This window comes from Streptomyces sp. NPDC005281, assembly GCF_040607495.1.
Taxonomy (GTDB): Bacteria; Actinomycetota; Actinomycetes; order Streptomycetales; family Streptomycetaceae; genus Streptomyces.
Window position 1 is genome coordinate 269,269 of record NZ_JBEXGX010000007.1, and the last position, 25,138, is coordinate 294,406.

20 protein-coding genes and 2 pseudogenes are annotated in these 25,138 nt (G+C 72.9%); 7 read left to right on the top strand and 15 right to left on the bottom strand.

Features of this window, described 5'->3' with window-relative positions:
* The 4 genes from ABZV42_RS13290 to ABZV42_RS13305 all read right to left on the bottom strand — a co-directional run bounded on the left by ABZV42_RS13290 (position 1) and on the right by ABZV42_RS13305 (position 4,215).
* The gene (locus tag ABZV42_RS13290) at positions 1–921 is read right to left on the bottom strand and encodes a hypothetical protein (RefSeq protein ID WP_355977305.1); all 921 of its coding nucleotides are present in this window, start codon (positions 919–921) and stop codon (positions 1–3) included.
* Positions 922–1,066: 145 nt separating this feature from the next.
* The gene (locus ABZV42_RS13295; RefSeq protein ID WP_356051929.1) at positions 1,067–2,140 is read right to left on the bottom strand and encodes a BadF/BadG/BcrA/BcrD ATPase family protein; all 1,074 of its coding nucleotides are present in this window, start codon (positions 2,138–2,140) and stop codon (positions 1,067–1,069) included.
* Positions 2,137–2,814, bottom strand: a complete 678-nt coding sequence (locus ABZV42_RS13300) for a uracil-DNA glycosylase (RefSeq protein ID WP_355977309.1) — start codon at positions 2,812–2,814, stop codon at positions 2,137–2,139. The genes ABZV42_RS13295 and ABZV42_RS13300 overlap by 4 nt, the downstream gene beginning before the upstream one ends.
* A 315-nt stretch (positions 2,815–3,129) precedes the next feature.
* Positions 3,130–4,215, bottom strand: a complete 1,086-nt coding sequence (locus ABZV42_RS13305; RefSeq protein ID WP_355977311.1) for an exo-alpha-sialidase — start codon at positions 4,213–4,215, stop codon at positions 3,130–3,132.
* 284 nt (positions 4,216–4,499) lie between these two features.
* Between ABZV42_RS13305 and ABZV42_RS13310 the strand changes: the two genes are divergently transcribed.
* On the top strand, positions 4,500–5,078 hold the full coding sequence (locus tag ABZV42_RS13310; RefSeq protein ID WP_356051931.1) for a hypothetical protein: 579 nt from the start codon (positions 4,500–4,502) through the stop codon (positions 5,076–5,078).
* A gap of 306 nt (positions 5,079–5,384) precedes the next feature.
* Here ABZV42_RS13310 and ABZV42_RS13315 read toward each other — a convergent pair whose 3' ends face one another.
* From ABZV42_RS13315 to ABZV42_RS13325, 3 genes are all read right to left on the bottom strand, one after another.
* The gene (locus ABZV42_RS13315; RefSeq protein ID WP_356051933.1) at positions 5,385–7,433 is read right to left on the bottom strand and encodes a HEAT repeat domain-containing protein; all 2,049 of its coding nucleotides are present in this window, start codon (positions 7,431–7,433) and stop codon (positions 5,385–5,387) included.
* A 260-nt stretch (positions 7,434–7,693) separates the two neighbouring features.
* Complete coding sequence (locus ABZV42_RS13320; RefSeq protein ID WP_355977397.1) at positions 7,694–9,475, bottom strand: phosphatidylglycerol lysyltransferase domain-containing protein; 1,782 nt, start codon at positions 9,473–9,475, stop codon at positions 7,694–7,696.
* 276 nt (positions 9,476–9,751) lie between these two features.
* Positions 9,752–10,102 (bottom strand): hypothetical protein, encoded by a 351-nt coding sequence (locus ABZV42_RS13325; RefSeq protein ID WP_356051935.1) that lies wholly within the window; start codon positions 10,100–10,102, stop codon positions 9,752–9,754.
* A 206-nt stretch (positions 10,103–10,308) separates the two neighbouring features.
* Between ABZV42_RS13325 and ABZV42_RS13330 the strand changes: the two genes are divergently transcribed.
* Both ABZV42_RS13330 and ABZV42_RS13335 read left to right on the top strand, forming a co-directional pair.
* Positions 10,309–11,103 carry a hypothetical protein gene (locus tag ABZV42_RS13330; protein WP_356051937.1) on the top strand — a complete coding sequence of 265 codons (795 nt, stop codon included), beginning with the start codon at positions 10,309–10,311 and terminating at the stop codon, positions 11,101–11,103.
* Positions 11,104–11,186: 83 nt separating this feature from the next.
* Positions 11,187–11,906 (top strand): annotated as a pseudogene (locus ABZV42_RS13335) (sigma-70 family RNA polymerase sigma factor); the annotation flags it as partial.
* A gap of 304 nt (positions 11,907–12,210) precedes the next feature.
* On the opposite strand, the pseudogene ABZV42_RS13340 reads toward ABZV42_RS13335, so the two are convergent.
* A pseudogene (locus ABZV42_RS13340) lies at positions 12,211–13,115 on the bottom strand (NADH:flavin oxidoreductase/NADH oxidase); the annotation flags it as partial.
* Between the two features lie 284 nt (positions 13,116–13,399).
* On the opposite strand from ABZV42_RS13340, the gene helR reads away from it, so the two are divergent.
* The gene (gene helR / locus ABZV42_RS13345) at positions 13,400–15,547 is read left to right on the top strand and encodes an RNA polymerase recycling motor ATPase HelR (RefSeq protein WP_356051939.1); all 2,148 of its coding nucleotides are present in this window, start codon (positions 13,400–13,402) and stop codon (positions 15,545–15,547) included.
* Between the two features lie 203 nt (positions 15,548–15,750).
* On the opposite strand, the gene ABZV42_RS13350 is transcribed toward helR, so the two are convergent.
* Positions 15,751–17,100 (bottom strand): FAD-dependent oxidoreductase, encoded by a 1,350-nt coding sequence (locus tag ABZV42_RS13350; protein ID WP_355977325.1) that lies wholly within the window; start codon positions 17,098–17,100, stop codon positions 15,751–15,753.
* Between the two features lie 211 nt (positions 17,101–17,311).
* On the opposite strand from ABZV42_RS13350, the gene ABZV42_RS13355 reads away from it, so the two are divergent.
* Entirely contained in the window at positions 17,312–17,782 is a 471-nt protein-coding gene (locus ABZV42_RS13355; RefSeq protein WP_356051959.1) for a DUF6214 family protein, read from the top strand.
* 93 nt (positions 17,783–17,875) lie between these two features.
* Here the strand turns inward: ABZV42_RS13355 and ABZV42_RS13360 are convergent, their stop codons facing one another.
* From ABZV42_RS13360 to ABZV42_RS13380, 5 genes are all read right to left on the bottom strand, one after another.
* Positions 17,876–18,553, bottom strand: a complete 678-nt coding sequence (locus ABZV42_RS13360; protein WP_355977327.1) for a helix-turn-helix domain-containing protein — start codon at positions 18,551–18,553, stop codon at positions 17,876–17,878.
* Between the two features lie 204 nt (positions 18,554–18,757).
* Positions 18,758–18,970, bottom strand: coding sequence for a hypothetical protein (locus tag ABZV42_RS13365; protein ID WP_355977329.1), 213 nt, complete (start codon positions 18,968–18,970; stop codon positions 18,758–18,760).
* A gap of 198 nt (positions 18,971–19,168) precedes the next feature.
* A complete protein-coding gene (locus tag ABZV42_RS13370) occupies positions 19,169–19,873 on the bottom strand; it encodes an HAD-IA family hydrolase (RefSeq protein ID WP_355977331.1) in 705 nt (234 codons plus the stop codon).
* A 110-nt stretch (positions 19,874–19,983) separates the two neighbouring features.
* Positions 19,984–20,919 (bottom strand): M56 family metallopeptidase, encoded by a 936-nt coding sequence (locus tag ABZV42_RS13375; RefSeq protein WP_355977333.1) that lies wholly within the window; start codon positions 20,917–20,919, stop codon positions 19,984–19,986.
* A 169-nt stretch (positions 20,920–21,088) separates the two neighbouring features.
* A complete protein-coding gene (locus ABZV42_RS13380; RefSeq protein WP_356051941.1) occupies positions 21,089–21,637 on the bottom strand; it encodes a DUF5134 domain-containing protein in 549 nt (182 codons plus the stop codon).
* Between the two features lie 232 nt (positions 21,638–21,869).
* Between ABZV42_RS13380 and ABZV42_RS13385 the strand changes: the two genes are divergently transcribed.
* Together ABZV42_RS13385 and ABZV42_RS13390 are read left to right on the top strand one after the other, a co-directional pair.
* Positions 21,870–23,513, top strand: coding sequence for an FUSC family protein (locus ABZV42_RS13385; protein WP_356051943.1), 1,644 nt, complete (start codon positions 21,870–21,872; stop codon positions 23,511–23,513).
* A 191-nt stretch (positions 23,514–23,704) separates the two neighbouring features.
* Positions 23,705–24,241 carry a MarR family transcriptional regulator gene (locus tag ABZV42_RS13390; RefSeq protein WP_355977339.1) on the top strand — a complete coding sequence of 179 codons (537 nt, stop codon included), beginning with the start codon at positions 23,705–23,707 and terminating at the stop codon, positions 24,239–24,241.
* Positions 24,242–24,276: 35 nt separating this feature from the next.
* Here ABZV42_RS13390 and ABZV42_RS13395 read toward each other — a convergent pair whose 3' ends face one another.
* The gene (locus tag ABZV42_RS13395; RefSeq protein ID WP_356051945.1) at positions 24,277–25,041 is read right to left on the bottom strand and encodes a VOC family protein; all 765 of its coding nucleotides are present in this window, start codon (positions 25,039–25,041) and stop codon (positions 24,277–24,279) included.
* Positions 25,042–25,138: the final 97 nt, after the last annotated feature.

Consider the following 25,138-nt stretch of genomic DNA (forward strand, 5'->3'; position numbering starts at 1 on the left):
CTAGAAGGCCGGCGCTCCCTGGTTCTGCGGCGGCGCGATGCCCAGCGCCGACGTGTACTGGGAGAGCGCGAGCTTGCCGATCGCCGGGTACGGGCCGAGGGCCTCGGCGGCGCCGCACCCGGCCTCCTTGGCGGCCGCGTCGAGCAGATCCGCGTCGAGCTCCGGACCGATCAGGTACGGGGCGAGCGCGAGCTGCTGCGAACCGGAGCCGCGCAGCTGCTCGGCGATGGCCGCGATGGAACCCTCCTCGTCGAGGGCCGCCGCCATGACCGGCACAGCGAGCCGCGCGGCCAGCAGCATGCCGGTGATACCGGCCGCCTGCACGGCGTCCTCGCCACCGACGGTGGCCAGCACGATGCCGTCCGCGGCGGTCGCCACGGTGAACAGCCGGGCGCGGTCGGCGCGGGCCAGACCGGCCTCGGAGAGGCGCACGTGGAGCGCCTCGGCGAGCAGCGGGTGCGGACCGAGGACGTCCGTCAGTTCGGCCGCGACACGGCTCTCCATGACCGCCTGGCGGATCCGGCGCAGCAGGGCGTTGTCCGGACCGGCGAGCAGCGGGACAACGATGCCGACGGGGCCGTCGGGCTCGGAGACGTCGGAACCTGCGGCGCGGGCCTGCTCGAAGCGCGCGGTGCGCTCCTCGGCGGCGTGGGCCAGCACGGACTGCAGCGTGGGGAACTCGTCGTCCCCGTCCAGGTAACCGATGCGGGCATCGAGGCCGGGGAGCTCGGAGCGGGCGATGCTCACGACCTCTTCGGCGAGGCTGCGCGTGGCCGCGCTGGGGGTGCCCGGAACCGCGAGGACGAGCGCGGGCGCGCCCTCGGGAGCCGCCAGGGGTTCCGGACGGCGGTGCCGCCCGGCTTGGCGGGGTCGCGGCATTCGTACTGGCAGGCCGGACGCGGGCCCAGTGGGGGAGCTCATGGCGCCGCATGTTACTGGTTTCCAGGGTTCCCCTGTTCGGGGAGGGTGCAGGTGAGCGGTATCCGTCCGCTTTTGTCTGATGAGTTACGTACAGATCAGAAGTGATCGGTAATCGCCGACTTGCCGGTCCTGCGGTGGATTCGGGTCATACGCCGCCCGGTACGGCCTTTTCGGTCACCACGTACAACATCCGCTCGTCCGGGGGCAGTGCGAGCCGGCCGTCCGCCAGGTCGGCCGCGATCCGCAGCGCGCCGTCGAGCGGGTCGCCCGCGGCCGGCACCCGCCGGGCGTGCGGCAGCCGCCCGGCCAACTCCTCGTCCAGGGGTACGAGGAGCGGGGCGCCCATCTTGAACAGGCCACCGGTGAGCGCGAGATGGGGCTCGCCGTCGGCCGGGCAGACCGCCGCGGCAGACTCGGCCATGTGCCGTGCGGCGGCCCGCAGGATGTCCGCGGCCACGGGATCGCCTCCGGCGAGGGAAGCCACCTCCGGGGCGAACGAGGCGAGTACGGCGGCCCGGTCGGTGCGCGGATACAGCAGGCCGGGCAGTCCCGGCACCGGCCCGAACATCTCCTCCGCACGGGCCAGCAGCGCGGCCGAGCCGCTCGGTCGGCCGTCGAACGCGCGCAGGGCCGCCTCCAGACCCGCGCGGCCGATCCAGGCTCCGCCGCCGCAGTCGCCGAGGAGATGGCCCCATCCGTCGGCCCTGCGCCACGACGTGAGGTCGGTGCCGATCGCGATCATGCCGGTGCCCGCCGCGATCACCGCACCCGGCCGGGGGCCCAGGGCGCCCGAGTACGCCGTCACCGCGTCGGCCGCCAGGGCGAGCCGCCGCACTCCCAGTTCACGCTCCAGCGCGGCCGGCAGCTCGTCCCGCAGTTCGTCGCCGAGGGTGGCGAGGCCGGCCGCGCCGACGGCGACGGCTTCGAGTCGTTCGGTGCCGGCCTCGGTCATCAACCGGCGTGCCATCGGCAGCAGTTGATCCAGCAGATGCCGGGCCGAGATCCCGCGCGGGCCGGTACGGACCGGCTCCTCCGAGGTCAGCGGGGCGCCGAGCGGGACGGGCTGCGCGGCCCCCCGGTGTACGGGAGAGCCGGCGGTCCCCGCCACCGCGTGCGCGGCGAGGGCCACACGCAGTCCCGAGCCTCCGGAGTCCACGGCCAGCACCGCGGCAGGGCTCCGCCCGCCGCGCTGCCCGCCGTGCACCCCGTCGGGCGTCACGGCAGGCGCCAGTCCACCGGCTCGGCTCCCTGCCCGGCCAACAGGTCGTTGGCGCGGCTGAAGGGGCGTGAGCCGAAGAAGCCGCGGTCGGCCGACATGGGCGAGGGATGGGCGGATTCGACGGAGGGAAGACTGCCGAGCAGGGGGCGCAGATTGCGCGCGTCCCGGCCCCACAGGACGGACACCAGCGGACGGCCGCGCGCTGCCAGTGCCCGTATCGCCTGTTCCGTGACCTCCTCCCAGCCCTTGCCGCGGTGTGCCGCGGGGCTGCGGGGTGACGTCGTCAGCGCCCTGTTGAGCAACAGCACGCCCTGCTTCGTCCAGGGGGTGAGGTCACCGGTGGACGGCTGGGGCGCGCCGAGGTCGGTGTTCAGTTCGCGGAAGATGTTGATCAGGCTGGGCGGCAGCGGACGTACCTCCGGGGCCACCGAGAACGACAGGCCCACCGCGTGTCCCGGGGTCGGGTAGGGGTCCTGCCCGACGATGAGGACGCGTACCTCGTCGAAGGGCTGCTGGAAGGCCCGCAGGACATTCGCCCCGGACGGTAGGTAGGTGCGTCCCGCGGCGATCTCCGCGCGCAGGAAGTCGCCCATCTCGGCGATCCGTCCGGCCACGGGTTCGAGGGCTTTCGCCCAGCCCGGTTCGACGATCTCATGCAACGGTCGTGGTGCCACGGGCGTCACCCTACTGCCGTACACATGGCCGAGATCAAACTGGTGGCCGTCGTACGACCGGGGATGACCGATTCGTTGCCGAATCGGACGTGTCCGCGCACAATACGCCCGCCGTCGTGGGCTGTTGGAGACCCCGCGATCCAGCGCGGCGACCACGTCCAGCGCCGCGTCCACGCCCTGAGCGCATCCGCGTCCTGAGCGCGTCCACGTCCTGACGACGGCGATGACGGCGATGACGGCCGCGCTCGGGCCGCCGCCCCGTTCAGGCCGGCGACCGTTCCCGCACCCGGTGCCGTGTCCGGACCCCGGCCGTGTTCAGGCCACCACCTCCGCGCGGACGCACAGGACGTCCGGCAGATGCGAGGCGAGCTGCCGCCAGCTGTCCCCGTCGTCCGCGGACGCGTACACCTCGCCGTTGCGATTGCCGAAGTACACACCCGCCGGGTCCGCGCCGTCCGTGCACAGCGCGTCGCGCAGCACCGTGCCGTAGTGGTCCTCGGAGGGCAGTCCCGCCGTCAGCGGTTCCCAGGTCCGGCCTGCGTCCTCCGTACGGAAGACCCGGCAGCGGCGGTCGGCCGGGACCCGGTCCGCGTCGGCGTTGATCGGGAAGACGTAGGCCGTGTCGCCGCGGTGCGGATGCGCCGCCACCGCGAATCCGAACGTGGACGGGAGATCCGCGCCGATGTCGGTCCACTGCCCGGCCCCGTCGTCACTGCGGTACACCCCCCAGTGGTTCTGGAGATAGAGCCGGTCCGGGTTCGCCGCGTCGCGCGCGACCTTGTGCACGCACTGTCCGAACTCCGGGTTCGGATCCGGCAGGAACACCGCGGAGACACCGGAGTTGGCGGGCTCCCAGCTCGCGCCGCCGTCGGCGGTGCGGAAGACCCCGGCCGTGGACACGGCGACCGTCACGGCCCGCGGGTCGCGTTCGTCGGTGAGGATGGTGTGCAGTCCCTCGCCGCCTCCTCCGGGGACCCATCGGGAGCGAGTGGGGTGTTCCCAAAGGGGGCGCACGAGATCGAAGGACTCGCCCCGGTCCTCCGAGCGGTACAGCGCGGCCGGCTCCGTCCCGGCGTACACCACGTCCGGTTCGGCGGCCGCCGGGTGCAACTGCCACACCCGCTCCAGCGAGGCGCCCGTCTCCTTGGGGAACTTGACCGCGGGCTGCGCGGGTTCGGTCCACGTACGGCCCAGGTCGTCGGAGTGGAACACGGACGGGCCCCAGTGCGCGCTGTCCCCGCCGGCCAGCAGGCGCGGCCGCTCGCCCCGGGTGTCGATCGCGACCGAGTACAGGGCCTGCGCGTTGAAGTACGGACTCTCGTCGAACTCCCAGGCGCCGCCGCGCCGTCGCCCGATGAAGAGACCCTTGCGGGTGCCTACCGTGAGCAGTACGTCGGCCATGACAGGCCACCTCCGCGACGTCGTTGTCTGCGCTACGGGCCAGTCTGCACCCCGGCACCGACAGTCACCTTCCGGCCTGACGTCCGTGCAGGTCGGACGGGTCGTGTCGCCTTCCGACGAGGGCTCGCGGTGCCGGTAGCGGGGCCGCTCCGGGGAAGGGTCGGGCGCCCTCGGATCCCCGCGTCGGCCGAGCCGGCGGGCACGGGGCGTGAGCATCGCGCGGAGCGCGCGCGTAAGGGAGGGGGACGTGGCGTGTCCGTGCGGTCGTGAGGAGGATGCCCTTGATGGCGGCGTTCCGTGGTCCGAAGGTCTGGCTGTGGCGGTGGCGCCGCAACCCGCTGCGACGACGGAGCGATGTCCTGGAGGCCTGGATCATTCTCGCGGCCTGGGGGTTCACACTGCTGGGCGGCGCGGCGACGGGCCTGGTCACCGTCCGCGCCGTGGAGGACGCTCTCGCCCGCGAGCGCGCGGAGTCGCACACCGTCCCCGCCCGGCTGATCGAGGACGCGCCGAACGCGGGAGCCGGTGAGCCCGCCGGGCGCGTCGTGTGGACGCGGGTGCACTGGACGGCTCCGGACGGCACCTCTCGGTCCGGGCAGGTACGGGTCTCGGCGGGCACCTCGGCGGACACGCCGGTCCTGGTGTGGACCGACCCGGACGGGCGCCTCGCCACCCGGCCCCCCACCGTCGCCGTGGCGCGGCTGCGTGCCTGTCTGATCGGCGTTTTCGTGGGCGGCGGCCTGGCGGCGGTCCCCTTCGCCGCCGGCCGTTCTCTGCGCGGCCGTCTGGAGCGGCGACGCGTGGACCGATGGGACGAGGAGTGGGAGCGGATCGGACCGCTGTGGGGCCGGATGACGAGCTGAGCGCACAACGCCTTACAGCGCCGCAGACACCACCCCGCTCTCCGGGGGAGTCGTTGCCGATACCACCCCCACTCTCCGGTGAGCCGTCGCCCACACCAACCCGCACTCCCCCGTGGGAGCCGTGGCCCCGCCACCTCCGCTCCCGGGGCAGTCGTCGCCCTGCCACCCCGGTGAGCCGTCGCCCTGCCAACCCCGCCCCCCGGTGAGCCGTCGTCACGCCGCAAGTCACTCAGCCGCGGCCGCGTCGACGCACCCGGCGCTTCTGTGCCGGCCACACCCGCCGGCCCCCTCCGTGCTTCGGCCTCGTCATGTGGCCTCCAGAATCGCCCGGCAGTCCCGCAGCAGCAGTTCGTCGTCGAGCACGTCGTGGCTGCCGTGGCCGCCGGAGCGGGCCCGGTGGCGCCTGGGCGAGTCCAGTTCCGTACGGACCAGGTCGTGGAAGGGCACGCCCGCGCCGCCCATCCGGACGAGACAGGCGGTGATCATGCCCCGGGTGTACGGGTTCAGCCGCCAGGCGTCACGGAACACCGGCAGGACGGGTTCCGGATCTCCGCCGACATCCCACAGGGCGCACGCGGCGGCCGTCCGCTCCCAGACTTCGGCGGACTCCGCCAGGCGACGCAGCCCGGGGAGCGCTGGCGTGGCAGCCGCGCCCATACGGCCGAGGGCGTCGGCCGCCGTCCGTCGACTGCTGGCGTCCCATTCCGGAGCCAGCGCCCCGAGCAGCACCGGAAGGACCGCCTCGGTGTCTCCCTCCACGGACCTCAGCGCGTCGGCCGCCGCCACGGCGTTCCGGTCCGTCAGCAGGTTCCGCAACGTCGGCACGGCCTCACGCGCCCCCGGCCCGAACGCGCCGAGCGTCCTGGCCAGCGCATTCACCAGAGCGTCCCGGAGCCGCAGTTCGGGCGGCGTGCCGTGCAGCAGCCGCAGCACTTCCGGTACGGCCTCGGCGTACCGCAGCGCGCCGAGGCCGAACAGCAGCGGGACGGCACGGTCGTAGGTGTCCGGGGAGCCGAGCGGGACCTCGGCCAGCCGTTGCCGCAGCAGCGGAGCCAGGGGTGCCGCGGCCGGGCCCAGATGCCCGATCGTGTACCCGGTCTCGTTCGGCACGGCCGGACGGCGCAGCACCTCGGCGAGGGCCGGTACCGCCCGCGCGTCCCCGCACCTGGCCAGGGCCTTCAACGGGCGGTCCAGCGTTGCGGTACCGCGCTCCCGGAATTCCGGGCCCGACTCCACGAGGGCGGCGAGCCGGTCGGCGGCCGGAGCCGCCAGGGTGAACAGGAACTCCAGCACGGACACCGCGGCGCAGCGCAACCGCTCCTCGTCCGAACCCAGTTGCTCGCCGATCAGCGCGACCGGCTCCTCGTTCGCGGTCCGCCATTCACGGAACAGCCCGGCCGCCATCCACACGGCGTTGCACCGGTCGGCCGTGTTCTGGCTGCTCAACTGGCCCTTGAGCAGGGCGATCCGGTCCGCGGTCCGGGCGCCCAGTGCCTGGTGGAGCGTCCGCAGCAGCCGCGCGCCCTCCTCGTCCGCGGCCCGCATGCGGCGCAGGCTGCCGATCAGGGTGTCCGAGGACGTCCGGACGGGCTCACTGGACGGCCGGATCCGCTGCGACCTGGTGTGGAGCAGGGTGACGACCGTGGACACGAGGTCGGCGGGCAGCCGGTCGGTGGCGCACGAGGCGAGCTGCCCGATCGCCGCGAGCCGCAGTCCCGGGTCGTGCGGCGGGCCGCACAGTGACACCAGACAGTCCACCGCGAGGGCCGCGGAACCGCCGTGGAGCCGGACGAGGAGTCCGAGTCCCTCGACCAGTGCGAGCCGGACGCCGTCCTCCGGCTCGTCCCGCAGCCGCTCGCTCAACAGGGCCAGGACGAGCGGTGGTTCGCCGTGGAAGCGGACGAGTGCCGACGGCGCGGCGCGGCGCACCTCCGGATCCCCGTCCCTGACCAGGTCGAGGAAGAGCGCGCCACCCGCCCGGACGGCCGCGCGCGCCATCGCGTGTTTGTCGTCCCCGGGGTCCTCCGTGCCCTCGCCGACCCCGGCGCCGCCCGCGCCGTTCTCGAGGTCGTCCGCGTCGTCCGATCCCCCGATGCTGGCGAGCAGTTCGACGATTCCGCCCCGGTCGGGGAGTCCGGCGTGCCCGGCGAGCCTGAAGAGGAAGGGGATGGACGCGAGCGTCGAGTCGTACACGTCGCCTTGGTGGTGCACGGCTCCGTACATCCCGTCGAGCGCGGTCTCCCGCTCCTGGGGGAGTGACGAGGCGAGCCCGCGCAGGAGCTCCGGCACGTCCGCGGCGCTTCCGTAGGCATGCTCCATCGAGGCCCAGTCGACGTCGTCGATCCCCCTGAACACGGTGTCCTCCCCATGCGTCGGCCATTGATCGTGAGTGTGCACCACGGCACTGACAGTGACGCCCGCGAACCGTCACGTCGATGGCGTAGGTCCGGCCAACTATGAAATGAACGGCCGTTTTCCGACGGTCGGCCGGGGCGGAGCCACCGGCGGGACGGCCCGGCGGGGGAGCGGGGAGCTGTGAGACAGCGCGGCCGGGCACCCCGCTGGGTGCCCGGCCGTGTGGTGATGGGGCCGCGACGGCCGCCCGTTGTCGCCGACTAGTCGCGCGACGCCGACGACGTGGGCATGTCGGAGCCGGTCGGTGGTGCCGCCGCGGGCGTCACCGGGGGACGCCGGTCCGGGTGCGCCGGGCGCCGGGAGGCGAACCGGGGCAGGGTCGGCGGGGCGAGGAACCCCTCCGCGCGGGCCGCGGCGATGCCGATACGGGGAAGGTCGGCGCTCTTCTCGAAGAGGAGATAGCGAGGCTCCCAGACCGGACGGTACTTGGCGTTGGCCCGGTAGAGCGATTCGAGCTGCCACCAGCGCGAGAGGAACGTCAGCACCGAACACCACAGCCGCAGCACGGGTCCCGCGCCCAGCCGGGTGCCGCGCTCGAAGACGGACCGGAACATCGCGAAGTTCAGGGAGACCCGCTCGACGCCGAACTCCTCGGCGTGCAGCAGCAGCTCGATCACCATGAACTCCATGAGCCCGTTGTCGGAGTTCCGGTCGCGGCGCATCAGGTCCAGCGAGAGCCCCCGCTCGCCCCACGGCACGAAGCTCAGGACGGCCCGGGGTTCCCCTTCTCCGTCACGGCACTCCAGCATCACGCAGCGTCCGTCGGCGGGGTCTCCCAGCCGGCCGAGCGCCATCGAGAAGCCGCGTTCGGTCTCACCGTCGCGCCACTGGTCCGCCTTGTCGGTCAGCGCGGCCATCTCGGCCTCGGGGATGTCCTCGTGCCGTCGTACGCGGACCGTGTAACCGGCGCGCCGCACGCGTTTGTGCGCCTGCCGGACGCCCCGCATGGCGCGTCCCTCCAGGGTGAAGTCGGACCGGTCCACTATGGCTTCGTCGCCGAGCTCCAGGGCGTCCAGGCCGTGCCGGGCGTAGACGGTCCCGGCCTCCTCGCTGGCGCCCATCACCGCGGGCGTCCACGCGTGGCGCCGTGCCTCCTTCAGCCACGCCTCGATCGCGCCGGGCCAGGCCTCCGGGTCACCGATCGGGTCGCCGGAGGCGAGGGTCACGCCGCCGCCGACGCCGTACGCGATCGCCGCCTTGCCGCTCGGGGACCAGATGACCGCCTTGTCGCGGCGCAGGGCGAAGTAGCCGAGCGAGTCGCGTTCCCCGTGCCGTGCCAGCAGGGCTCGCAGCCGGGTCTCGTCCTCCTCGCCGAGCAGTTCGAGACCGCGCGGCGAGCGGAAGCAGGCGTAGAGCACCAGCAGGAAGGTGACGGCCGTCAGGACGTTGACCAGGATGTCGACCCAGCGGGGTGCGACGACGGTGTCGAACCGGTCGGCGAGCGGGCCGACACTGATTCCGCGCAGCAGGGTGTACGCGATCCGGTCGCTCAGCGGTGTTCCCGACACGCGGTTGGTGGCGCTGACGAGCAGGGTGCCCAGGGTGGCGCTGACCAGCAGTCCGCCCGCTCCGACAGCCAGCGCGAGCCGGGGATTCGAGCGGTCCCCGACGGCGTGGAACTCCTTGCGGCCCAGCAGGAGGGCGACGACGAAGAGAGCGGTGAGCAGGGCCGAGATCCAGTTGAAGACGTGCCGTTGGTAGCGGTCCTGGGTCAGCGCCACCACGTAGAGCGTGAGGAGCGGCCCGGCGAGCAGCAGGTTGAAGATCCAGGCGGCTCGTTTGCGGCGCCGCATCACGAGAGCGAGGAACAGGGCCAGCGCCGCCGAGATGAGCCCGGCGGTGGCCAGATAGGGGGTGAAGAACTCGCCTCCGTTGTGCTCGTGCACCTCTTCGCGGAACGGCAGCGAGATCACGGCGACGATGTTGAGGAGGGCGAGCAGTCGCAGGTACCAGACCGTGAACGCGGCGGCCCGTGGCCGGATTCCGTCGCCCGCTCGTCCGGACCGGGCCCCGCGGCGCGAGTTCCCGTTCCGCTGTTCCGGGATGAGCGCTGACTGTTGTACGGACACCGTGGAGCATCACCTTGGGGAGAGGCCGGGAGAACCGGTGGGGACAGAGGCCGGAACACTACATCTTGTGGGGAAGAGTGGAGTTATGGCCAGACAGGGGCGGCGTGAAGAGGTAAGGAGGTGTTGAGAATACGGACCACAGGCCCGTGGCACACCCCTCCGACGGGGGCGGTTCCGGTCCCGGATCGCTCAGCGGCGCGCCGAAGTCCCCCGGTCGTGCCCCGGGTTCCCGAAATGTCCGCCGGGGCGCGGGTTTCCGCCGTCGCCCAGCCGGCGGTCGCGCGTGGTCGCCCACCACAGGAGGTCGCCGAGTGCCGCGCCCGCGAAGACCAGGGCCGTGATCACCCCGGCCATGGTCAGTCCGTCGTCCAGGTGCGGGCGTCCGTGCAGGGCGTGCAGGTCGAACCCGCAGAGGTGGTAGACGCCCAGAGCGGCGATCCCGAGACTGGGCACGAGCAGTGCCAGCACGGACGCCGGTCCGCGCGCCGCGCTCCCGGCGGCACCTTCCTTCACGGGATCCCCCTGATGTACGACGCTCACCGCCGGGACCCTACATTACGTAGGGTCGCCCTGTCCTGGCCGTGCTCCTACCGTGTCCCGCCGCCTACCCCGGGCGACGGCCGCCATGCCGGGCCCGGGCGCCAGGCTCCGTGATCCGGATCACGGCTGCGCCACCCGTCCGGCGCCCGCCCGTCTCCGTACCCGTCCATGACATCCGGACCCCGGATGCGAGGATGAGGGCCGTCATGACTGCCGGGTGGTGCACGCGCATGCTGCGGGCCGTGATGTTCGCGGCCGTCTGTGTGGTGCTCGCCGCCCTCGGTCACGTGATGATGTCCGGCTCTCCGGTGGCCTGGTGGGCGCTGGCCGGCGCCGGAGCGGGCACGGCCGGAGCGGGCTGGTGCCTGGCCGGCCGCGAGCGCGGGCTTCCGCTCGTCGTGTCCGTCGTGGTGCTCGCCCAGGGCGTGCTCCACGCCGCGTTCTCGGCCGCACGGTCCCTGGCTCTGGCGGCGGAGGCCGGTGCCGGCCCGATTCGCCCGAGCGGGGATGCCATGGACGGCATGGTGATGGGTGCCATGGGGTCGACGAACATGGGTTCCGTGGATGCCATGGGTACGGGATCCATGGGTCTCGGATCTATGGGCGTCGGATCCATGGACGTGACGGCCATCGGTGGGGGATCCACGGGTTCCGGGTCCATGGGGATGACGTCCATGGGGTCCGGGGGCATGGCACATCTGTTCCCCGGGGGAGGCGAGGCGGGTTCGCCCTCATCGTTCGGCATGCTCGCCGCCCATCTGCTCGCGGCACTGCTGTGCGGCCTGTGGCTCGCGTACGGCGAGCGCGCCGCGTTCCGCGTGCTGCGGGCGCTGGCCGCCCGACTGGTCGCGCCCCTGCGGCTCCTCCTCGCCCTTCCGGTGCCGCCGTACCGGCCGCGGCCCCGGGTGTGCCGACGTTCCTCGGACCGGGCCCCGCGCCTTCTGCTTCTCGTTCACGCGATCACTTCCCGGGGTCCGCCCGTGGGGACCGCTGTCGCCTGAGACAGCCGGCTCCCCGGGGCGCGCCCTGAGCGCTTCGGGCATCGGCCGTACCTCGTGTACGGCCGCACCCTCTCACCGGACTCATGGCCTCGCGCCGGTCCGGATCACGGATGACCCGAGAAGGACACCTGGTGATCACTCCTGCCCTGTCTGCCCGGCCTGCATCGGCTGCCTGGCCGGCCGCGCCTGTCCGGCCTGTCTCGCATGCCGGGCCCGTTCCCCGTCATGGACCCGAGAGGCGGAACGAGGACGGCCGAGCGGTGTCTGCCGACGAGTCGGCGACCGCCTGGGCGCTGGCCGCCCGCGCCGGTGACCCGGCCGCCGTCGACCGCTTCGTCCGCGCGCTGCACCGCGACGTCGTGCGCTTCGTCGCCCACCTGTCCGCCGATCCGCAGGCCGCCGAGGACCTCGCCCAGGACACGTTCCTGCGGGCGCTCGGCGGTCTGCACCGGTTCGAGGGACGCTCCTCGGCGCGCACCTGGCTGCTGTCCATCGCCCGCCGAGCGGTGATCGACAGCCTGCGGTACGCCGCCGCCCGGCCGCGTTCGGCCGGTGCCGTGGACTGGCAGTCCGCGGTGGAACGGGCGCAGCCGCTCGGTCTGCCCGGCTTCGACGACGGTGTCGCCCTGCGCGAGCTGCTGGACGTGCTCCCGTGCGAACGGCGTGAGGCGTTCGTCCTCACCCAGCTGATGGGCCTGCCTTACGCGGAGGCCGCCCTCGTCAGCGGCTGCCCGGTCGGAACCGTCCGCTCCCGCGTGGCGCGCGCCCGTACGACCCTGCTCGCACTGCTCGCCGAGGCGGAGGCCGAGGGGGGCGAAGCGGGGGCCGAGCCGACGACCAAGGTGACGGCCGGGGTTGCGGCCGAGGTGAAGGCCGCTGAGGTGACGGTCGCTGAGCTGCCCGTCGCTGAGGTGACAGCCGCCGAGCCGCCGGCCGCCGAGGTGACGGTCAAGCGTCTCGCGCCGGGCGCCGCCTGATCGTACGGGACGGGGCTCCGCCGAGGTGCGGGTGGCGGAGATGCGGTCAACCACCCTGCGTCGGGCCCCGGTTCGCCGTCTTCGCGGTCGGCCGCCTGGCCCTATTAGCCGCCTTCGGGGGGTCCGGCGCCTACACCGACCGGTGGTACTGCTCGGGAACGTGGACCTGGGCCCCGAGTTCACGTGCCGCGAGCCGGGCGAAGGACGTGTTGCGCAGCAACTCCCTTCCCAGCAGCACCGCGTCGGCCTCGCCGTTGGCGACGATCTTCTCGGCCTGCTCCGCCCCGGTGATGAGTCCGACGGCGGCGACGGCCATCGGGGTCTCCTTCTTCACCCGTGCGGCGAAGGAGACTTGATAGCCGGGGCCGACGGGAATGCGGACACCGGGGGCGTTCCCGCCCGTGGAGACGTCGAGCAGGTCCACACCGTGCTCGTGCAGCTCCCCGGCGAAGCGGACCGTGTCGTCGGCGCTCCAGCCCGCGTCCTCCAGCCAGTCGGTGGCGGAGACGCGGAAGAAGAGCGGCTTGTCCTGCGGCCAGATCTCCCGTACGGCGTCGACGACTTCGAGGGCGAAGCGGGTGCGGTTCTCGTACGAGCCGCCGTACGCGTCGGTGCGGTGGTTGGAGTGGGGGAGAGGAACTCGTTGATGAGATAGCCGTGGGCGCCGTGGATCTCGACGATCTCGAAGCCGGCGGCCAGGGCTCGGCGAGCCGCGTCCGCGAATCGGCCCACGATCTCCTGGATCCCGGCGACCGTCAGCTCGTCGGGAACCGGGTGACTCTCGTCGAACGCGAGCGCGCTCGGGGCGAGCGCCCGCCAGCCGTGAGCGTCCGGTCCGACGGGGGCGCCGCCCTTCCAGGGACGGTCGGTCGAGGACTTGCGTCCGCCGTGGCCGAGTTGTACTGCCGGCACCGTGCCCTGTGCGGAGAGGAAGCGCGTGATGCGGCGGAACGCCTCGACCTGGGTGTCGTTCCAGATGCCCAGGTCGTACGGGGAGATCCGGCCCTCGGGGGAGACGGCGGTCGCCTCGACGATGGCCGCCCGTCAGGCCGGACGCCTGGCGCCGTGACGAGGCGCGACAGCCGCCGGTGACGCCTCGATGAGGCCCGCCGTCGGGCGCGTACGGACGTGGGCCGAATCCGGGCAAAAAGAAAAGGCAAGGGGAAAGCCGTCCCTTGCCACTCTCAACTTATAGCGCACCGGGGGGCTTGCCGCAAGGCCCCGGTCGTGCCGCAGAATCACTGGCCGATGCCAGAACCTGCGGAAATCGGAGAGTCGAGACGTGCGTGTGCTTTTGTCCCCGGATCGGAGCCGGTGACATGAACCCCTTGACCACCAGTGCGTTCCACCTTCCGGACCGGCTTTCCTCCAAGGCCGACCCGGCCCTGATCGACGGCGACGAGCGGCACTTCGCGGCCGTGGCGGAGAGCCTGGACCACGCGATCGGTGAACTGACCGAGCGTCTCGACGCCGAGCGCAGGGCGCCCGGCGGCATCGGCCGCGAGGCGATGGAACGGGACCTGGAGATCCACCGGCTGACCGGCCGGCTCCGTACGCTGCGCCGATTCGGACTCGACCTGTGTCTCGGTCACATCGTCGCCGCGGACGGCTCAGGACCCGTGTACATCGGACGCCTCGGCCTCACCGACAGCGAGGGCCGCCGCCTGCTGACCGACTGGCGCTCTCCCGTCGCCGAGCCCTTCTTCGCCGCGACCCACGCCCATCCGATGGGCCTGGTGAGCCGCCGCAGGTATCGCTGGACCGACGGCCGGATCAGCGACTACTGGGACGAGGTGTTCACCGCCGACGGGCTGGAGGGGCACGCCGCGCTCGACGACCAGTCCGCCTTCATCGCGAGCCTGGGCGGCAGTCGGTCGGCCCGGATGCGGGACGTGCTCGCCACCGTCCAGGCCGACCAGGACGCCGTCATCCGGGCCGGATCCCGGGGCGCGCTCGTCGTCGACGGGGGTCCGGGCACGGGAAAGACGGTCGTCGCCCTGCACCGGTCCGCCTACCTCCTCTACGCCGACCCCCGGCTCGGACACCGGCACGGCGGCGTGCTCTTCGTCGGCCCGCACCAGCCCTATCTGGCCTACGTCGCCGACGTCCTGCCCAGCCTCGGTGAAGAGGGCGTACGGACCTGCACCCTGCGCGACCTCGTCCCCGAGGGACCCGGAGCGGCCGTCGAGCCCGACCCGGACGTGGCCCGTCTGAAGTCGTCCGCCGACATGGTGAAGGCGATCGAGACGGCCGTCAGGTTCTACGAGGAGCCGCCCGCCCGGGGGATGACGGTCACGACCCCGTGGGCCGAGGTCCGGCTGACCGCCGACGACTGGGCCGAGGCGTTCGAGGCGGCGGAACCGGGCATCCCGCACAACGAGGCGCGGGACCTGATCCGGGAGGCACTGCTCGAGATCCTGGCGGACAAGCACGACGGCGACGTCCCGTCCGAACCGCTGCGGAGGTCGCTGCTGCACGACCGGGAGCTCGTCGGGACCCTCGACCGCGCGTGGCCGCTGCTCGACGCGGCCGACGTCGTCGGAGACCTGTGGTCCGTACCCGCCTACCTGCGGTTGTGCGCCCCCTGGCTCGGCCCCGACGACGTCCGCAGGCTCCGGCGCGCGGACGCCCGGGCGTGGACGGTGTCCGACCTGCCCGTCCTGGACGCGGCACGTCAGCGGCTCGGCGACCCGGAGACGTCCCTGCGCAAGCGCCGCCACGAGGCGTCCGTCGCCGCCGAACGTGAGCGCATGGCCGGTGTCATCGACAACGTGCTCGCGGCCGACGACGACGGCGAGGGCGCGGTGACGATGCTGCGCGGACGAGACCTTCAGGACAGCCTGATCGACGAGAGCGGACTGCCCACCGCCGAAATGGACCTGCTCGCCGGGCCGTTCGCGCACATCGTCGTCGACGAGGCCCAGGAGCTGACCGACGCGGAATGGCAGATGCTGCTGTCGCGCTGCCCGTCCCGGAGTTTCACCGTCGTCGGGGACCGGGCCCAGGCCCGACACGGTTTCGCCGAGTCCTGGCGGGAACGGCTCGGGCGGATCGGGCTCGACCGGGTCGACGTCGCCTCGCTGACCATCAACTACCGGACGCCCGCGGAGGTCATGGCGGAGGCCGAGTCCGTCGTCCGGGCCGCGCTCCCGGACGCCAACGTGCCTACTTCCGTGCGTAGTTCGGGTGTCCCCGTGGTCCACGGTTCCGTCGCCGATCTGGAGTCGGTCCTCGACACCTGGCTTCTCGAACACGCCGAGGGCATCGCCTGCGTCATCGGCGACCCCACGTTCCGGGCGACGCCACGGATCCGTTCGCTGACACCGGAGTTGGCGAAGGGGCTCGAGTTCGACCTGGTCGTCCTCGTCGACCCGGAGAAGTTCGGGGAGGGAGTGGAGGGCGCCGTCGACCGCTATGTCGCGATGACCAGGGCGACCCAGCAACTCGTCATCCTCACAAGCCCCTGAGGCCGACGACACGGAGCCGTCTGGTCACGGTTCGTCTGGTCACGAGTCGTCGGGCCACGGAGCCCTCGGGCCACGGGCTGTCGGGTCACCGAGCCATTGGGCCGCAAAGCTGTCGGGTCACGGCGTCGTCGGGTCCACGGTGCTGTCGGGCCGTGGACCGGCGGGCTCGGTGGGGACGCGGTACTCGGCCGGCGGCGCCGTCGTCAGGAACCTGCCGTCCGCGCCGCTGCCCGGAGTGCGTCCCAGTCGGGCAGCTTGACCACCTCGCGGCCCAGCGTGGCTCCCAGTTCCGCCTCGGCCCGTTCGATCGCCTGCCATCCGGCCCATTCGACGGGCCGTATCCCGAGGGCCCGCAGCGCGGCGAGCGGATCATCGGCGGCCTCTCGCCGTACGAGCGCGGGGGCGTCCTCCAGCAGAGAGCCCACCGTCTCCTTGGCGCACGGGCGATTGGTCCCGATGACCCCGGTCGGGCCCCGCTTGATCCAGCCCGCCACATACTCGCCCGGCGAGACCACACCGTCGCGCAGGACGCGTCCCGCCCGCTGCGGCACCGTGCCACGCTCGGGGTCGAACGGCATCCCGTCCAGCGGCACTCCGCGATAGCCCACCGAGCGCAGCACCAACTGAGCCTCGATCTCCTCGAATCGGCCGGTGCCCGTCACCCCGCCCGCTCCGTCCGGGACCGTCCGCTCGAAACGCACCGCGCCCACCCGGCCGCCGTCGGCGAGGAGTTCGACGGGCCGCAGGAAGAAGCGCGGGCGGATGAGCCGCGGGCGGCCCAGCGGCGCGGCCGACGCCCAGCCACGGAGGACCTCCACGTTGCGGCGCTGCGCGGCGGGCAGCCCCGACGGATCGAGGTAGGCCGGATCGAGCGCCAACTCGGCCTCGTCCACGCTGACGTCGGCCTCCGGCAGGCCGCCCAGCTCGCGCAGCTCCTTCGTGGTGAAGCGGGCCTGGGACGGTCCGCGCCGCCCGACCATGCTGATCTCGGTGACCTCGCTCGCGGCCAGCGCGCCGAGCGCCGCCTGCGGGATGTCGGTGGGGCTCAGCTCGGGCGCGGTGCGGGCCAGGATCCGGGTGACGTCGACGGCGACGTTCCCGACGCCGATGACGACGGCCGAACGCGCGCCGGCCAGGAATCCCTCGGCCGCGGAGTCGGGGTGCGCGCTGTACCAGGACACGAAGTCGGTCGCCGACCAGCTGCCGGGCAGATCCTCACCCGGCACACCGAGATGCCGGTCGGTGGCGGCGCCGACGCAGTACACGACCGCGTGGTACAGCTCCCGCAGCCGTGTCACGGGCACTCCGCCCGGTCCCACCTCCACACCGCCGAGGAAGCGCACGCGCTCGTCCTCCAGGACGGTCCGCAGATTGTTCTGGAGCGACTTGATCTTCTCGTGGTCGGGTGCCACGCCGTAGCGCACCAGGCCGTACGGGCAGGGCAACCTGTCCAGGACATCGACGCGGACATCGGGAGGCCCGCTCCGCTGGACAAGACCCTGTGCGCTGTAGACCCCGCTGGGGCCCGAACCGACGACGGCGACACGCAGCACCGCGGAACTCCTCACCCGAGGGATCAGGAAGATCGCTGACAGGACATCGCTGTGCTCCAGGATCGCACCACCGGTGCTCCGCTGACAGGGTGCGGTGCGTGCCGGCCGTGCGCGTGTCCGTTCGTATGGAATGTGATGATGCGGTTACGTTCCGTATGTGCCGGACGCATCGTCTCTCAATCTGTCCGACCGCTGCCGCATGGACGGCGAGGTGTCCGTACGCCCCGCCTGGGAAGTGCGGGAGTCCGGTTCGGGTGTCACGGCCTGGTTCGACGTCCGGCTGGCCTTCGCGGACGGTGCCCGGGTCGACCTGCTCGCCGTGCTGTCGGAGACGGCCCTGTCGATCGAGGACGTACGGGCCGAGCCGCCCCTCTCGCTGGACGACCTCGCGGTGGTCGCCGAGTGGATCGAGGAGCCGCTGTCCGAGGTGTGCGGGAGCCGCCTCGGTGCCAGCCGTGACCAGGACCGGGAGAGCGGGGCGCGGCGCGCCCGCCCCGTCTGGCCGCGCGGTGCCGAGGGCCGTCTGCTGGTCGCGGAGGAGTACCGGGCGGCGCAGAACGAGGGCGTGGATCCGGTGCTCGCCGTCATGGACGCCACCGGCCACAGTCGCCGCAAGTCCCTGAGGCTGATCGCCGGGGCGCGCGACGCGGGCTTTCTGACACCTCGTCACGCCCGCCGCTGACCGAAGCCGAGCGCGTGGACGCGTACGGGTCCCCGTGCGCGAGCACGGCGAACGGCCCTGGGATCACTCCGCTCAACGTCCCCGCGCGGCGGGCTACTTGGACTTGCCGGCCTCGGGTTCCGGGTCGGTGGCGAAGAAGCGGGACAGATCCGTCGCGCGGGGGCCGGCCGGTGCCTCGGCGTCCGGCGGCACCCCCATCTCCCAGTCCAGCCGGTAGCGCTTGAAGAGTTCGGCCCGCAGGACCGGGACCTTCATCGGCACGCCCGGCACCAGTGCCGAGTAGACCGCGCCCATGAGCAGTGCGCGCAGCATCGGATAGTCGGCCGAGACCTGCTGCGACCCGTACCGTGCGACGGTGTCCCCGAGCAGTTCGGAGAGCCGCACCTGTTCGGGACACTGGACGAACCCCTCGGCCTGGAGCAGCCCGGCCATGTGCTGCCGCATCAGCACCGGCTGATCCTGGGTGAGGCCCAGGATCGCGTCGATGGCCCGCGCCATGCGTTCCCGGCCGTCCTCGCTGCGCGGTTCGCGGTCGAGGGCTTCCTCCAGGCTCCGGTGCATCAGCCGGTGCACCGCGGACTGGAGGAGCTGGCGCTTGCCGGGGAAGTAGTACGAGACGAGCCCGCGCGCCGATCCCGCGCGATCCGCGATGTCCCCGAGCGTCGTGGCGTCGTAACCGCGCTCGCTGACCAGCTCGACCGCGGCTTGCAGCAAACGTTCCCGGGAACGCCGCCGCAACTCTTCATTGACCGAGGCGCTTCTCGGGGACATGCTGTAACTCCTGCGTTGACTGGCTGCCAGCCAACTATACTCAACGCGTCCGGATCCGGGCCTTTCACGGGTCGGTTCCGGGCTGCCGCCGACCTGGGGCGACGCGGGGGATCGCCTCAGGTCGGACGCGCGGCAGCGGGCGCCTGGGGGTGCCGTCCGCGCGGCGGCCGCCCTCGGCTCTCGGGGACCGTCGTTCCGCGGCTCCTACGTCTCGCGCGTCCCGTCCTGCCGCAGGCGCCGCTGCGCGGCGAGGTAGGCGCGTCTCCAGTTGGTCACCATGTACCAGCCGACCGACAGGCTCAGCAGCACGTTGCCGACGAGGGTTTCCCTGTCGTCGCTGTGAACCGTGTTGTGGAGGGCGGCGGCGGTGACGTACGAGAGCAGGCCGGCGAGGAGGATCCAGAGCGCTGTCTTCATGGCGGACCTCGGGGGTGTGTGACGGGGGCGCCAACGTAGCCATGGATCCCGAATTGCGAGGCGTTTGACTTTTGTTGGCCAAAACTTGACCAAGAGGGTCTCGCCAGTGGCCGGAAATCACCCCATCCGCGTCGAGTCTGTACCGAGACTCCGTTCAGCGAGTGATCCCGGAGGGGTGAACGGCCGCTTCCGGGTGCGTCAGTCCATGTCCACGAGATCGAGCACCGGCCGCAGTCCGTCCGGGCGGTCCGCCGCCGGCAGATGGTCGACGAAATGGACCGCGCAGCCCAGGGCCGCCGCGCCCCCGTCGGCCCTCCGGTCGTCGCCGACCATCAGGGTGTCCCGCGGGGCGACGCCGAGTCCGGCGCAGGCGGTCGCGAAGAGCCGAGGATCCGGTTTCTGGACGCCGTGCTCGTACGACAGGACGTACGTTCCGACGTACTGGTCGAGTCCGTGTTCGCGGAAGACGGGCCGCAGGTCCCAGCCGATGTTGCTGACCACCCCGACGGCGAGACCCCGTTCACGCAGCGCGCCGAGCACCTCGGCGGCATCGGGATAGGGCGTCCAGGCGGCGGGCCGCATATGGCGGTCGTAGAGCGCGTCGTGCAGACCGGGATCGGGCAGCGACACCTGCCGGGAGACACCGGTGAACGCCGCCCTGTGCTGCTCGGCACTGTGGTCGCGGGCCTCCCAGACGGCCAGCAGGTGATCCGGCACCGGCCGCACGGGCCGGGCGCCGCCCGCGAGCGCGCCCACCGCGTCCAGAGCCCGCGCCTTCTCGGCCAACTCCGTCTCCGGGAGCGGGTTTCCGGTCTCCGCGAGCACCGCACGCAGCCATGACTCCGTGTCCTCGACGCGGAAGAGGGTCCCGGAGAAGTCGAAGAGCACACCTTTGAAGGTCATGCGAGAGATCTTTCGCGGCGGGGCGGGTGCCGGTCAAGGCGCCCCCGTCCGGTGAAGCCTCAGGAGAATCCCCCCGCGCGTGAACGGGCCGCGTCCCGGCGTCGCCTGGGCTAACCCAGCGCGCGCAACCCCGGTACGAACGCCACGAGGACCGGAACCACCGGCACCAGGGCCGCCGCCGCCGTCAGTTGCAGCCGACGGCCCGTGGTGAGCCGGTCCCGGGCGCTGAGGAGGCGGTCCACGCGCTGGGGTACATGGGCGCCCGGGGCCTGACCGGGTCCGAACACGCCGCGGTCCTCGTTGAGTTCGACCAGGGCGAGGGCGATCGTGAGCCGGCCGAAGCGACGCGACGCCACGTCGTCGGCGGCGAGTTCGACCAGCCGGTGCATCTCGTCGCGGAACGCGGCGAACACGGGCACCTGCGGAAAGCCGTTGGCCAGCGCGGCCGAACAGTGCAGCAGCCAGTCGTGCCGCGCCCGCGCGTGCCCCTGTTCGTGGGCGAGCACGGCATCCAGCTGCCGCCCCTTGAGACGGCTCAACGCGGCCGTGGTGATGACCAGTTGGGGAGCGGTGCCGGGCAGCCACCAGGCGTCAGGGCGCTCTCCCTCAAGAACGACGAGACGGTCGGCTCCGGGCTCCTCGCCGGGCAACAGAGGTGCGCGCACGAGGAGTTCGGAGCGGCTCTGCCGACGGCGCAGCCGTGCCCGGACGATCTCGCGTGCCAGCATCGCCGCGGTCCAGGCGCCGCCGCACGCGAGCACCACGGCCGTGGCGGCGGCCCAGGAGCCGCCCGCACTCGGCACATAGGCGTCGACCACCGACGCCGGGGCGCCGTCGAAGACATGGCCGCGCACGGCCACCCAGGCGGCGGACGCGCTCAGTGTCATCGACAGCGCGCAGCACAGCAGGACGGCCGCCACCACGCATTGCCACACCCACAGGGCGACCACGGGTTCCCGGTCCGGCCAGTCAGCCCGTGCGAGCAGTCGCGGAGCGACCACGGAGGCAAGGGCGCCGAGCAGCAACAGTGCCGCGGGGACCATCATGGCCGAAGCCTATGAGCGGGGCCCGCCGCTGGATACGGCCAACGACCCCAAGTGACGTACGCCACGGTTTCGCGGCGCGCCCGGATTCCCTTCAGGAGCAGCCGACTTCGGAGCGTGACCGGACGTCGGGGCGCGGCCGTGACCCTCGGAGTCCGGGACGTGAACGATGTCAGAGCGTGACCAGCATCGCCAGCATCGCGATCCCCATCGACAGGCGGCAGGCCTGGGAGAGTTCGGGGCGGTCGCCCCAGCCCACGGTGCGCGTCGCCGGGCCCGGAGCGACGGCCAGCGGGAGAAGACGGGCGCCCGAGCGGAGTACGTAGCCGGCGAAGTACAGCAGGAGCATCCCGGTCAGGACGGGGACCCCGGTGCCGCCGTGGACGTGGTGAGCCGGGGCGGCCGTCATCGCCGCCGCCATGTAGACCATCGCGACCGTGCCCATCAGATGGTGCAGATGGTGCCGGCTGCCGCGGGCCGTCCAGAGCGCGCGCAGCGCGGCCACGCCGAAGACGGCCGTGCACGCGAGCCAGGCCCAGCGCGGCGGGGTCACCACGGCAGCCGGTACGGCCATCGCGGCCATGCCGAACCCCATGAGCGCCTCCCCGCCCGCGGTGAGCCGTTGTTCCTCGACCGGGCTGCGCATCCGCAGCAGGCAGTAGGCCCCGGTCGCCGCGCACAACGCGACGAGCAGCCAGCCGGGCGAAGTCGGTCCGTGCACCGCGTACCTCCCCGCTCGACGATGTCGGACACGCGATGCCCGGCGGGTGGTGCCCGGCACGGGTGCCTGGCAGAGGTGCCGGACATCGGACAGTCGGTCAGGGCATGCCCCGGGCGGCCGGGGCGCATACGAGCGCAGGGATGTACGCGGGGGAGCGTGCGGGGGTGCACCGCAGGTGGGAGCGCAGCGAGGAAACTAATTTACAGATAAAACACTTGCTAAGGTTATTGCCATGAGCAGTGCGCCCCCTCTCGTCCCCTCCTCCGTACGCAGGCTTCCGCTGGCCGGTGTGCTGCGCCTCGGCAGGCCCTCCGACATCTGGTTCAAGCCCGCCCTGAGCGTCGTCGTCGCGGTCGCCCCGCCGAATCTGACACTGCTGGCGCTCGGCCGGCTGGACCTGGCGATGTACACCATGGCCGGGTCGCTCTGCGCGCTCTACGCCCACAGCCGTCCGTACGCCGCGCGGGCGCGGGCCCTCGCCTGGGTGGTGGCCGGGATGCTCGGCGGACTCGGCGTCGCACTCGTCACCGCCTCGCTCACCACGAACGCCGTCGTCCTGGTCACCGTCGGCGCGCTGCTCGCCGCCGCCCAGAAGACCCTGTGCGACGCGACGCGCATCGGCCCGCCGGGCAACGTGGTCCTCGCCTTCATCTCCTCGGCGTCCCTGTTCGTGCCGCAGAGCCTCGGTCAGGTGCCGGGCCATCTGGCGCTGGGCGCGGCGGCCGGAGCCTGGGCCTGGATCGTCGGCATGGCCCCCGGCCTCGTACGTCCGCACGGTCCTGAGCGGCGTGCCACCGCACAGGCGCTGAACGCCGCCGCGATGTCCGTCGCCGCTCCTGACGACCCCCGTGCCCGCGCCGCGGCGGCCGCCGCCGTGCACACCGCCTGGCAGTCGCTGCTGTCCACGGGAGCCCGTTCCGTCCCCCGGCGCGCTCTCGAACGGCTCGTCGTACGGGCCGAGGTCGCGCTCGCCGCACCCGCCGGGACCGACCCCGGGCGGCTGCGCGGCTGGGCCCGCGAACTGTCCGGCACCGGACCCGTCCCGCACCCCGACGGCCTCGGGGACGGAGCGGACGAACTCCTCGGCGTCGAGGCCGCGCTCGCCTTCGGGGAACCGCCCCTGCTCGCCCGCCTCGGCCCGCTCGCCCCCATCGCCCTGCGCACCGCGCTCGGCTGCGCCTTCGCCGGATACGTCTCGCTCGCGCTCGGCGTCGGCCGCCCCTACTGGGCCCTCGTCACCGCCGCCTCCCTCTATCAGGCCAACGTCACCCTGACCTGGAGCCGCGGTGTCCAGCGGGTGACCGGGAACCTCCTCGGTGTTGCCGCCTTCGCCGTCCTCGTCCCGCTCGCCCATGCCGGCCAGGCGGCCCTCGTCCTGTGCTGCCTCGCCCTGAACTTCGGCGCCGAGGCGCTGATCGGCCGCAACTACTGGCTCGGCAGCGTCTGCGTGACCCCCATGGCCCTGCTGATCACCGAGTTCGCGCACGCGCAGCGGCCCGGAGAGCTGATGACCGACCGGGTCCTGGACACCCTCGTGGGAGCGCTGGTCGGCTTCGTCGCGGCCGTCGCCGTGACCAACCGGCGGGCCGGTGACCGTATCGAGGAGGCGCTCTCCGCGGTCGGGCGGGCCCAGGAGCGCGCCGCCGGACTGCTCGCCGAGGAGCGGCCCGAGCCGGGCGACCTGGAGTCGGCCCGCCGCGGTCTGTCCGCCGCCGTCGTGCACCTGCGCTCCGCCGCGGACGCCGCGGCCGGCGAATGGTGGCGGCGCGCCCTGCCGGAGGAGCGGGTGATGCGGGCCGAGCAGGCGGGACACCGTACGCTCGCGGCGACGGTACGACGCCAGGGACTGCACTGCTGGGAGGGCGCACAGGCATGACGACAGCGGACGGGCGGAGAGCGGCGGACGGCGACCCGAGACGGGACGGTGATCCGACCCAGGACCCGGCGACCCCGCCCGAGCGACCGCCCACCGAACGGCAGCCCACCGACGCCGCGCCTGCCGGAGGGGCCCCCGCCCGCAATGCGCCTGTCGGAGGGGTGTCGGCCGAGGCCGCGTCTGACGGAGAGGTGTCCGTCGGCACCCCGCCCGGGGACGCCGTGGTGGCCGACACCGTGGCGGCCGTCGTACGCCAGTGGGAGACCGTGCGGCCCGATCTCGACACCGGGCCCATGGAGGTCATCGGCCGGGTCAACCGCTGCGCCGCGCTCCTTCAGCAGGCCGAGGACGCGCCGCTGCGCCGGGCCGGGCTCACCCGCCCGGAGTTCGACGTGCTCGGGACGCTGCGCCGCACCGGGCACGAGCTGACCCCGAGCGAGATCGCCCGCGAGACCTTCTCCTCGGGCGCCGCCGTCACCAAGCGGCTCAAGCAGCTGACCGAACGCGGCCTGGTCGAGCGGCGCGGTGACACCCGTGACCGCCGAGTCGCGCACGTCCGGCTGACCGACGCGGGACGCGACCTGGTCGACGCCGTCCTCCCCGATCAACTCGCCTACGAGACCGGGGTCCTGTCCGGCGTCGACCGCGAACGTCAGCGTGAACTTGCCGGACTTCTGGGCGAGTTGCTCGGCCAGCTGGAGGGCCGGCTGAGGCTGCCGCGCGGCTGACGCGGGCCGGAGCGGGCACCCGAGGCCGGTGCGGATCAGTCCTTCTCGTCCTCCGCGTAGATGCCGAAGGCCGCGCCCTGCCGGTCCCGGGCGACGGCCAGGCGCCGCCCGTTGGGCTGCGAGACGGGCTCCATCAGCAGGTGGCCGTCCGCCATGAGGACCGCGTTCGCCGTTTCGTCCACGTCCTCGACGGCGAAATAGGGCAGCCAGTGCGAGGGGACCTCGTGCGCGAAGTTCTCGTCCATCGTGACCATGCCGCCGAAGTCGGCGCCGTCGATGCCCCACTGCGGGTAGTGCGCCGAGGGCTTCACGGTCCAGCCGAACACGCTCGTGTAGAACTCGGTCACCCGGTCCGGGGCCCTGGTCAGGAGTTCCACCCAGCCGAGCGCGCCCGGCGCGTTGAACAGTCCCGCTCCGGGGAAGGCCCGCGCCTGCCACATCTGGAACGCGGCACCGCCAGGGTCGAAGGCGACCGCGAAGCGCCCCACGTCGAGCACCTCCATCGGAGCGAGGACGAGGGTTCCGCCCGCGGCCTGCACGGCCGCCGCGGTCGCGTCCGCGTCGGTGACGGCGAACGACACGTTCCAGGCGACGGGCTGCGACTCCTGGTAGACCGGGGAGATCCCCGCGACGGCCGCGTCCCCCAGATGCGCGACGGTGTACCCGCCCGCCTCCTGACGCGGGTCGGTCTCCGGGCGCCAGCCGAACAGGTCGGCGTAGAAGCCCTTGGCGCCCTCCAGGTCGTCGGTGCCGAGCTCCGTCCAGCAGGGTCCGCCGGTCACCGGCCTGTCGAGCTTCATGACGTTCCTTCCGCAGCGAGCCCCCTCAGCACGCTAAGCCTGCCGCGGGGCACCGGCCATCCGGACATCGGCTCCGCACGCCGGTCCTGACCCGTCC